We start from the raw sequence: 8,667 nt of genomic DNA on the forward strand, positions 1-8,667 counted from the left end.
CAAGGGCATCGCTGGGTAGCTATGTGTGGAAGGGATAAGTGCTGAAAGCATCTAAGCATGAAGCCCACCTCAAGATGAGATTTCCCATAGTGTTAAACTAGTAAGATCCCTCGAAGATGACGAGGTTGATAGGTCAGAGGTGGAAGCATGGTGACATGTGCAGCTGACTGATACTAATCGATCGAGGACTTAACCAAATCACTTCTAAAATGAATGTAAATACGTTATCTAGTTTTGAAGGAATGAAAATTTCTTCTTGAAATATTTTCTAAAGATAGTATAATAATACTTGTCTTTACTTTATCTAGTGACGATGGCGAGAAGGTCACACCCGTTCCCATACCGAACACGGAAGTTAAGCTTCTCAGCGCCGATGGTAGTTGGGGCATTGCCCCTGTGAGAGTAGGACGTCGCTAGGTTTTGTATCATTCCGCAGTAGCTCAGTGGTAGAGCTATCGGCTGTTAACCGATCGGTCGTAGGTTCGAGTCCTACCTGCGGAGCCATTTGGAGAGCTGTCCGAGTGGTCGAAGGAGCACGATTGGAAATCGTGTAGGCGGTCAACACTGTCTCAAGGGTTCGAATCCCTTGCTCTCCGCCACTATATATATATTTACAAGTAAGTTGGCCCGTTGGTCAAGCGGTTAAGACACCGCCCTTTCACGGCGGTAACACGGGTTCGAATCCCGTACGGGTCACCATTATGGAGGATTAGCTCAGCTGGGAGAGCACCTGCCTTACAAGCAGGGGGTCGGCGGTTCGATCCCGTCATCCTCCACCATTTAAAATATCATTATCGCGGGGTGGAGCAGTCTGGTAGCTCGTCGGGCTCATAACCCGAAGGTCGTAGGTTCAAATCCTGCCCCCGCAACCAAAAAAAAAGTTGTTGACTAGAACGAAATAATATAGTAATATAATATTTGTTCTTAAACAAAAGACGAAATATTCAATAAAAATGGTCCCGTGGTGTAGCGGTTAACATGCCTGCCTGTCACGCAGGAGATCGCCGGTTCGATCCCGGTCGGGACCGCCATATGTAGTGGCTCAGTAGCTCAGTCGGTAGAGCAAAGGACTGAAAATCCTTGTGTCGGCGGTTCGATTCCGTCCTGAGCCACCATATTTATGCCGGTGTAGCTCAGTTGGTAGAGCAACTGACTTGTAATCAGTAGGTCGTGGGTTCGACTCCTATCGCCGGCACCATTTTTAATTTAATAGTGGAGGGGTAGCGAAGTGGCTAAACGCGGCGGACTGTAAATCCGCTCCCTCCGGGTTCGGCGGTTCGAATCCGTCCCCCTCCACCATTTAATTAGTAACCTTTTATTTAAATTTAAATATAATAGGGGTATAGTTTAAAGGTAGAACGAAGGTCTCCAAAACCTTTGGTGTGGGTTCGATTCCTACTACCCCTGCCAATCTAATTATGGCGATTGTGGCGAAGTGGTTAACGCATCGGATTGTGGTTCCGACATTCGTGGGTTCGATTCCCATCAGTCGCCCCATTTTATTTCTATAGAGTTTCTGCTGATACGCAGCTAAACATTGGGCTATAGCCAAGCGGTAAGGCAACGGACTTTGACTCCGTCATTCGTAGGTTCGAATCCTGCTAGCCCAGCCATTTTTTTTATTTAATGATAATATTTTGCGGAAGTAGTTCAGTGGTAGAACACCACCTTGCCAAGGTGGGGGTCGCGGGTTCGAATCCCGTCTTCCGCTCCAATGGCGGCATAGCCAAGTGGTAAGGCAGAGGTCTGCAAAACCTTTACCACCGGTTCGAATCCGGTTGCCGCCTCCATTATTTTAAACTGAATGTAAGTGCTTTTTTATGACTTGCCGGGGTGGCGGAACTGGCAGACGCACAGGACTTAAAATCCTGCGGTAGGTGACTACCGTACCGGTTCGATTCCGGTCCTCGGCATCTTCTGATGTCTTTTTTCTTTCTATATACGCCTGAGTGGTGGAATGGCAGACACGGTGGACTCAAAATCCACTGCCAGCGATGGCGTGCCGGTTCGAGTCCGGCCTCAGGTATCAAAAAACACTTCCCATTAACTAGGAAGTGTTTTTTCTTTGTGTTTTCCTAAATTGCAGCGAAGTAGAAAACAAGGCTGTCCCTTATGGGGCAGCCTCTTTTCATACATTTAGTCGGACAATGTCATCCGACTTTTTGTGTAGCACCTATACTTACGGTTTCACAGCTGTTTTCAATTTTTTGCTTTTTCTCGGTTCTGTACTTCTCATGAACTTTTCTTCATGATGTAAGGATTTAAGTAAACTGATGACCATGAACCCAATCACGATTGAAAAAGGGAGAACGGCAATGATTATATCTTCGGACACAAAAAGGAAGTCCATTCCTAAGAACGGACTTCCTCATGCTTTTAAAAATTTATTAATAAAACCTCTTAAATCCTTCAAAATGTTTTTTCCAGTAAGAGTCATTTACATTCGAAATGACAACACCGTCATTTGAAGCATGAATGAATTCGTTGTTCCCAACATAAATTCCAACATGTGAAATACCAGATTTATAGGTTCCCTGGAAGAATACTAAGTCTCCAATTTGAGGTGTATTAACATAATAAGAGCGCATATGGTAGCCTTCGCTGGAATAGCGATTCGTATCTAATCCTGCTGCCTTATATGCATAGTAAATGAACCCACTGCAGTCAAATCCGTTTGTGCTAGATCCACCCCAGACGTATGGTGTTCCTAATTGGTCTTTAGCTACTTTAATCAACTGATTGACATTATAGCTACTATTGGTTGGTGGAGTTTCAACTGTAGGTGTTTCAACTTTAGCGCCATCGCCAATATTTAGCTTTTGACCAATGTAGATCATATCGGATTTCAAGTTGTTCCATTTCTTTAGGTTTGCAACTGTCACTTTATAGTTTACTGCAATTTTTGACAAGGTATCGCCTGATTTAACAGTATAAACAGTAGCAGTTTTTACCTGTTCTTCTTGAGGTTTCTCTATTTTCTCAGGAGTAGAGGTAGTAGGTTCCTCAGTTGTAGGTTTACTTGGATTCTCGGTTGTAGTAGGTTTACTTACAACAAATACATTTCCTGGGTAGATAAGAGTAGAATTCAAGTTATTCCACTTCATTAAATCACTTAGAGAAATTTTATGTAATATTGCGATACCACTGAGTGTATCACCAGATTTTACAGTGTATGTAGTTGCCTTTGATGTGCTAGGCTTTTGGGTTTCTTTTTCAGTTGTAGGTTGCGTATTGCTGGTTGGTGAACTGCTTGTAGAATTTACTTCTGTCTTAAGAACTTGACTCGGGAAAATAAGATCACTTGTTAAATTGTTTAAAGACTTCAATTGTGAAACAGTCAGATCATGTTTTTGAGCAATCTTCCACAGTGAATCACCACTCTGAACTTTGTACGTGCTTGCTGCCTCGGCCTCTTCTGCAGCAAAAAATGCAGATGCAATGATGGCAGTCGTCGTCACGGACATATATAGCTTCTTATTACCCACTTATGTACCTCCTCGCGAATCTATTAATCTAATAAATTATACTATAGTTTTGTCTAGGTTTGTAGATTAATGTGGAAATAGAGGAATAGTTATCCAATATGTTAGGGGGACACCATAAAATTGATCTTTTTTTGCCGAAAAAAAGTAAAGCTTGCTGTAATTTAGATACGGCAAGCTTTGTGAATGATGAAATTTTTCTATAAATTAATACCCGTATTCCCAGTCAATGGTTTCTTCATACCAAACAACTTGATCAATGGGGTCAAACTGAATTTCTTTGTCATTAATGGTACATTTTAAATTCTTAGAATCTGCGAGACTTGCCAGGTCTTCATATACAACATGTTCAACGTTTTCCAAGACTGTAACAGTGTGATCCTTATTAATTAATAGAGCTGTACCTTTCATTTCCTTGCACCTTCCTTGGAAGATTTATTGTTCAATCAACTACAGTATAACTCCCTTTAATAACTTAAAAATACATTTGTGATACAATTCACAATATCTTCATATTTCTGTTTGAAATGTTGTAACAAACTGAATTCTTTTATGAAGATGGAGGGAGTAGTGGAAAGAAAGGGTCAATTTCGATACAAATAAATATAACCCCAAGGTAAATAATCCTTGGGGTCATCGTCATATTACACATATCCATTCACAAAGTACGTGAGTATTTCTAAATCGTCCTCTGTTAACTCACGGTGGAAACGGGAGGACATCTCGGTTTTCATTTTGTCTACATCGCCTTGATATTTCACCGTTAACTCAGCACTTGTCTTCAATAATGTAACAAAGGATGAAAATTCATCTTTATTCAATGGTGCTGGATGATGAGATAAGAAATAGATCTCCGCATTATAACCTTCGATCTTCTCCAGAAGCTTCCCCATCTTTTCAACGGTATAGTGCCATTTTTCTGCGTACATATTGGCATAGAGGGAGTCACCGAGAAACAGCATTTTTTCCTCAGGGATATAGAGGAGATTCGAATCAGGCGAATGATCTCCACCCACATGTTCAATGAAACAGGTAACCCCACCTAGATTCAGTTTTACTTGCTTTTCAAAAATGAGGGTAGGATCTGGTATGGTAACATTCCGATCATTTCCAAGCTCTAGCTTAATCGCGTCTGCACAAAATGGTATTTCTACTCCTGATTCAACTCGTTCATCCAATTCCTTGTCTTCCCATGAAAATGTCTGTAGTTCTTTTATTTTTTGATAGGTCATGCTATTTGCGATTGAAGGCATGTCCATTTCAGAAAGGCCAAATACATGATCCCAATGCCAATGGGAAAGAGCGAGAATACCTCCGCTTATGTGATGGGAAGCTAATTGCTGTTTAAATAGTTTAGCATGCTCAGACGAATTCCCAGCATCAATTAACAATGTTTGATCATCTCCCACAATGGCTACCAATATTGGACGATCTGTTTTTTGAACTGGAGGTAGGTAAAAGAGACGATTAGAAAGCTTTTGTAAAGTTTGCATAAGTGAACCCCTTTAAGAATATTTGTATCGTCATTATATCCTATTTATAGTGGAGACAAAAATTGTGGTTCATTAAAAAAACAACTGACCCCAGTGAGGTAGTGCTTTACCATGCTGGGGGTCAGGCCCTTTTCTAAAGATTATTAAACTTTTAAGATGAAATTGTAAAGTGTATTGACATATTCTTAAGTGAGGCATTAGAATAACATTCATAAATCACGTAATGCATATTGAGAATTACCCTTTAACAGAGTCTCGATTTTTGCCAAAACGTGACTATAAAATATCAATCTATTTGTATTAGTACATTGTATTCATTAAAGTCCAAGTAACCGTGGTTCATTTACTAAATATAATTTTTAGAAAAAGGGTGACAATTATGGGGAAAACCACGAATAGATTTGTAGTTAATGCAGTAGGTAAAGATGGAGAAATATACTTAACCCATTGTAGAAATAAGGAAGAGCTTAAGGGATGGTTAGCGAGTCATGAAAAGAATCTCATTATGGATGAGTTGAAAGTGATTGATAAAAAACCAAATCCACTTCTAAAGCTATTCGGGTCACAAAAGAATAATTAATATGATTTTTCACCTTTTAAATTGATCCGAACTTAAAATGAAAAATGTGGTTGACTTTAAAAAGAAGAATCCTTAGACTAAAATTATAAATGAATACTATATCCTTTTTTAAAGGGGAGTAGCTTTTACAACAAAGTCGTCATTTCGGAGAATTCTATTTTCTCGGCTTTGTTGGCAACCAATTCGTTGTTAGCAAGACCTTTGCCTATTGGTAAAGGTCTTTTATTGTTTAAAAACCTTTGCCTAGCGGTAAAGGTTTTTTTGTTTTGAAATCTCGAAATCAAACAGGAGGATATTTATGATTCTAAGAAAATATATGGCACTATTAGGAATAGGATCAGCACAGATCGATCTTGTTCTTGAAAAAGAAACATACAGGGCAGGTGAGGAGGTAAAGGGATATTTCTTGATTAAAGGCGGAACTACAATACAACAACTGAAACGGATTGATTGTGATTTGGTCCTAATAGATAATGAGGAGAAAAGCGAAGAAATCGTCGATTGTATTACCATTTTAACAACCAATTCAATTCCTGCAGATACCATCAATAAAATTCCTTTTACTTTCAAGTTGCCGAACTCTACTCCAGCATCTTCAGGCTCATTAACTTATCGATTTAAAACTAGATTAGCCTTCAAAGAAGGGGTAGAAAGCTTTGATCAGGATGCTATTCGGATCGTTTAGGAGTAACAGAAAACTGCTTGTTAGTTCAAGAAGAAGTGTATAGTAAATCTTATTAAATCAATAAAAGCATCGACTATTGGGCAGTCGATGCTTTTTCTGCTTGCTTTTGCATTTTATGCTTTTGATGATTTAAACCCCATTCATGCATTTTGACTAAAATTGGTTCTAAACTTCTTCCATATTCAGTTATCGAATATTCAACTTTAGGTGGAACTTGTGCATACACTTTGCGTTCTACAATATCTTCATCTTCTAACTCTCTTAATTGCTTAGTGAGCATTTTTTGTGTGATTTCTGGTAGACTTCGTTTCAATTCACTAAAACGCTGCGTACTTTCCTTCAACAAATGTAATAATATTAACGGCTTCCACTTACCAACCAGTATTTCTAAAGCGTCATCAACACGACATAATTCAGGTTCAATTTTCATTCCAATACACCACCCTTACAATAGTATCTTTTTGTATACTATACCACATTTAAGTGCGTACTTCATAAAAAGTGATAGTAGGTGGATAATGGAAATGAGTAAGGAAATGAAAAATGTTTATACTTTGAAAGGTTGGAATTAAAATGGAAAAATACCGAATTGACCAGAATAAGGGTCTTGAATTTGGATTATATACGTTAGGTGATCATATACCGAATCCCCATTCTGGAGAAAGAATCTCCGCACAACAAAGATTGCAAGAAATTATTGAATTAGCCCAGTTAGCAGAACAAGCAGGGATTCAATTTTTTAGTGTTGGAGAAAGTCACCAAGAATATTTTACAACACAAGCCCATTCTGTTGTGTTAGCAGCAATTGCTCAAGCAACAGAAAGAATTAAGCTTTCAAGTGCTTCGACAATCATAAGTACTTTAGATCCTGTTCGAGTATATGAGGATTTTGCAACAATTGACTTGATTTCAAACGGACGAGCAGAGATAATTGCTGGTCGTGCATCACGAGTAGGTTTATTTAATTTGCTTGGATACGATTTAAAAGATTATGAAGAGTTATATGAAGAAAAATTTGATTTGCTATTAAAAATAAATAAAGAAGAAATTGTTAATTGGAGTGGAAAATTCCGTGCTTCATTAAAAAATGCAAAAATACTACCAAGACCGTTAAATGGTTCACTACCTATCTGGAGAGCAGTCGGTGGTCACGCTGCGAGTGCTATTAAAGCAGGTATTGCTGGTGTACCCATGCAAATTGCAATGCTAGGCGGTCCAGCAATTAATTTTAAATACTCAGTTGACGCTTATAGACAAGCAGCCCAAGAATATGGACATGATCCATCAACGTTACCTGTAGCCACAGCAGGATTCTTCTATGTAGCTGAGACCACACAATTAGCTCAAAAAGAAGTATATCCACATATCAATATAGGAATGGAGTTAATCAATGGTCAGAGCTATTCAAAACGCGGATTTGCTCAAGGTGCAGATAATCGTGATGTCTTGAATGTGGGTAGTCCACAACAAATAATTGAAAAGATCCTCTATCAGTATGAACTATTTGGACATCAACGTTATATTGCCCAAATGGATTTTGGTGGAGTGCCATTTGAGAAATTAATGAAAAACATAGATTTAATTGGCAATGAAATTTTACCGGCAATAAAAAAATATACAACAAGACAGTAGGAGGGTGTAATCGTGAAAGTTGTTGGAATATCAGGCTCAATAGTTGGTTCTAAAACACGGACTGCAATGAATTACCTTGAAAAGGAGATATCTGATAATTATCCAGAGGTAGAATGGAAACTTATTGATTTAGCAGATTACAGTATCCAGTTCAGTGATGGACGGAATTACTTAGACTATGAAGGTGACACGGGATATGTCGTAAAAACGATAATGGAGGCTGATGCTATTATCATAGGGACACCTATATTCCAAGCGTCTATACCAGCTACTTTAAAAAACATTTTTGATTTATTACCTGTGAATGCCTTTCAAGATAAAGTAGTGAGTTTGTTTATTACAGCAGGTACTTCAAAACATTATTTGATTGCAGAGCAACAATTAAAGCCAATTCTTTCATATATGAAAGCACAAATCGTGCAAACTTATGTATTTATTGAGGAAAAGGATTTCTTGAGAAAAGAAATCGTAAATGATGATGTTTTATTCCGTATCACCAGATTGGTTGAAGATACGGTACTTCTCACTGAAACATATACAAAAATTCGACAAGAAAAAGAAGACAAGTATGATTTTTAGTTTATATGTAAGGGATAGTTGATTAAATAAGGACAACAGAAGGTTGAGTTGAACAATTTCTAATTCAACGAAAGGGTAGCGTTGATCCAAGAAGGATTAATGCACCTATATTGGTGCCAGACCCCCGACACGGTAAAGCATTACCGTGTCGGGGGTCAGGCCCACTGGCCTTGCACACCTTTAAAATAATTCCATATTTTCAAAAAAAAGTATTTA

The 8,667-nt window shown here is 38.5% G+C and carries 9 protein-coding genes, 16 tRNA genes and 2 rRNA genes; 22 read left to right on the forward strand and 5 right to left on the reverse strand.

All coding sequences use genetic code 11. From position 1 onward, the window contains the following. From ACFSFW_RS12855 to ACFSFW_RS12940, 18 genes are all read left to right on the forward strand, one after another. Positions 1-197: ribosomal RNA gene (locus ACFSFW_RS12855) — 23S ribosomal RNA — on the forward strand; the annotation flags it as partial. Positions 198-303: 106 nt separating this feature from the next. Next, a 5S ribosomal RNA gene (gene rrf, locus ACFSFW_RS12860) occupies positions 304-419 on the forward strand. Between the two features lie 10 nt (positions 420-429). Beyond that, positions 430-504: transfer RNA gene (locus ACFSFW_RS12865), tRNA-Asn, on the forward strand. Positions 505-507: 3 nt separating this feature from the next. After that, a tRNA-Ser gene (locus tag ACFSFW_RS12870) sits at positions 508-599 on the forward strand. Between the two features lie 25 nt (positions 600-624). Further along, a tRNA-Glu gene (locus ACFSFW_RS12875) sits at positions 625-699 on the forward strand. A gap of 4 nt (positions 700-703) precedes the next feature. After that, positions 704-779, forward strand: a tRNA-Val gene (locus ACFSFW_RS12880). A gap of 16 nt (positions 780-795) precedes the next feature. After that, a tRNA-Met gene (locus ACFSFW_RS12885) sits at positions 796-872 on the forward strand. An 83-nt stretch (positions 873-955) separates the two neighbouring features. Continuing rightward, positions 956-1,031, forward strand: a tRNA-Asp gene (locus tag ACFSFW_RS12890). Positions 1,032-1,039: 8 nt separating this feature from the next. Beyond that, positions 1,040-1,115 (forward strand) — tRNA-Phe (locus ACFSFW_RS12895). 7 nt (positions 1,116-1,122) lie between these two features. Further along, positions 1,123-1,198: transfer RNA gene (locus ACFSFW_RS12900), tRNA-Thr, on the forward strand. Positions 1,199-1,214: 16 nt separating this feature from the next. After that, positions 1,215-1,299 (forward strand) — tRNA-Tyr (locus ACFSFW_RS12905). A 37-nt stretch (positions 1,300-1,336) separates the two neighbouring features. Further along, positions 1,337-1,410 (forward strand) — tRNA-Trp (locus tag ACFSFW_RS12910). Positions 1,411-1,421: 11 nt separating this feature from the next. Then, positions 1,422-1,497 (forward strand) — tRNA-His (locus tag ACFSFW_RS12915). Positions 1,498-1,538: 41 nt separating this feature from the next. Further along, a tRNA-Gln gene (locus ACFSFW_RS12920) sits at positions 1,539-1,613 on the forward strand. A gap of 26 nt (positions 1,614-1,639) precedes the next feature. Continuing rightward, positions 1,640-1,714 (forward strand) — tRNA-Gly (locus ACFSFW_RS12925). 2 nt (positions 1,715-1,716) lie between these two features. Beyond that, a tRNA-Cys gene (locus tag ACFSFW_RS12930) sits at positions 1,717-1,790 on the forward strand. A 37-nt stretch (positions 1,791-1,827) separates the two neighbouring features. Next, positions 1,828-1,913: transfer RNA gene (locus ACFSFW_RS12935), tRNA-Leu, on the forward strand. Positions 1,914-1,943: 30 nt separating this feature from the next. Then, positions 1,944-2,026, forward strand: a tRNA-Leu gene (locus ACFSFW_RS12940). A 153-nt stretch (positions 2,027-2,179) separates the two neighbouring features. Here ACFSFW_RS12940 and ACFSFW_RS12945 read toward each other — a convergent pair. The 4 genes from ACFSFW_RS12945 to ACFSFW_RS12960 all read right to left on the reverse strand — a co-directional run bounded on the left by ACFSFW_RS12945 (position 2,180) and on the right by ACFSFW_RS12960 (position 4,975). Then, the gene (locus ACFSFW_RS12945; RefSeq protein ID WP_304214934.1) at positions 2,180-2,335 is read right to left on the reverse strand and encodes a hypothetical protein; all 156 of its coding nucleotides are present in this window, start codon (positions 2,333-2,335) and stop codon (positions 2,180-2,182) included. Positions 2,336-2,387: 52 nt separating this feature from the next. Beyond that, positions 2,388-3,485, reverse strand: coding sequence for a C40 family peptidase (locus ACFSFW_RS12950; protein WP_304214932.1), 1,098 nt, complete (start codon positions 3,483-3,485; stop codon positions 2,388-2,390). Between the two features lie 204 nt (positions 3,486-3,689). Next, a complete protein-coding gene (locus ACFSFW_RS12955; RefSeq protein ID WP_304214930.1) occupies positions 3,690-3,893 on the reverse strand; it encodes a protein YkzT in 204 nt (67 codons plus the stop codon). Positions 3,894-4,126: 233 nt separating this feature from the next. Further along, positions 4,127-4,975: an MBL fold metallo-hydrolase gene (locus ACFSFW_RS12960; protein ID WP_304214928.1), complete on the reverse strand. Its 849-nt coding sequence runs from the start codon at positions 4,973-4,975 to the stop codon at positions 4,127-4,129. 379 nt (positions 4,976-5,354) lie between these two features. On the opposite strand from ACFSFW_RS12960, the gene ACFSFW_RS12965 reads away from it, so the two are divergent. Both ACFSFW_RS12965 and ACFSFW_RS12970 read left to right on the forward strand, forming a co-directional pair. Beyond that, on the forward strand, positions 5,355-5,555 hold the full coding sequence (locus ACFSFW_RS12965; RefSeq protein WP_304214926.1) for a hypothetical protein: 201 nt from the start codon (positions 5,355-5,357) through the stop codon (positions 5,553-5,555). 298 nt (positions 5,556-5,853) lie between these two features. After that, positions 5,854-6,240, forward strand: a complete 387-nt coding sequence (locus ACFSFW_RS12970) for a sporulation protein (protein ID WP_304214924.1) — start codon at positions 5,854-5,856, stop codon at positions 6,238-6,240. A gap of 73 nt (positions 6,241-6,313) precedes the next feature. On the opposite strand, the gene ACFSFW_RS12975 is transcribed toward ACFSFW_RS12970, so the two are convergent. After that, positions 6,314-6,670, reverse strand: coding sequence for a winged helix-turn-helix transcriptional regulator (locus tag ACFSFW_RS12975; protein WP_304214922.1), 357 nt, complete (start codon positions 6,668-6,670; stop codon positions 6,314-6,316). Positions 6,671-6,813: 143 nt separating this feature from the next. On the opposite strand from ACFSFW_RS12975, the gene ACFSFW_RS12980 reads away from it, so the two are divergent. Then, on the forward strand, positions 6,814-7,872 hold the full coding sequence (locus ACFSFW_RS12980; protein WP_388038902.1) for an LLM class flavin-dependent oxidoreductase: 1,059 nt from the start codon (positions 6,814-6,816) through the stop codon (positions 7,870-7,872). A 12-nt stretch (positions 7,873-7,884) separates the two neighbouring features. Next, positions 7,885-8,451, forward strand: coding sequence for an NADPH-dependent FMN reductase (locus tag ACFSFW_RS12985; RefSeq protein ID WP_388038904.1), 567 nt, complete (start codon positions 7,885-7,887; stop codon positions 8,449-8,451). Positions 8,452-8,667: the final 216 nt, after the last annotated feature.

Source organism: Ferdinandcohnia salidurans (assembly GCF_042680725.1).
Classification (GTDB): Bacteria; Bacillota; Bacilli; order Bacillales; family Bacillaceae_L; genus Ferdinandcohnia; species Ferdinandcohnia salidurans.

Excerpts from the sequence above, each read along its gene's own strand:
- ACFSFW_RS12955 (WP_304214930.1), bottom strand. The coding sequence starts at position 3,893 with ATGAAAGGTACAGCTCTATTAATTAATAAGGATCACACTGTTACAGTC.
- ACFSFW_RS12960 (WP_304214928.1), bottom strand. The coding sequence starts at position 4,975 with ATGCAAACTTTACAAAAGCTTTCTAATCGTCTCTTTTACCTACCTCCA.
- ACFSFW_RS12965 (WP_304214926.1), top strand. The coding sequence starts at position 5,355 with ATGGGGAAAACCACGAATAGATTTGTAGTTAATGCAGTAGGTAAAGAT.
- ACFSFW_RS12970 (WP_304214924.1), top strand. The coding sequence starts at position 5,854 with ATGATTCTAAGAAAATATATGGCACTATTAGGAATAGGATCAGCACAG.
- ACFSFW_RS12975 (WP_304214922.1), bottom strand. The coding sequence starts at position 6,670 with ATGAAAATTGAACCTGAATTATGTCGTGTTGATGACGCTTTAGAAATA.
- ACFSFW_RS12980 (WP_388038902.1), top strand. The coding sequence starts at position 6,814 with ATGGAAAAATACCGAATTGACCAGAATAAGGGTCTTGAATTTGGATTA.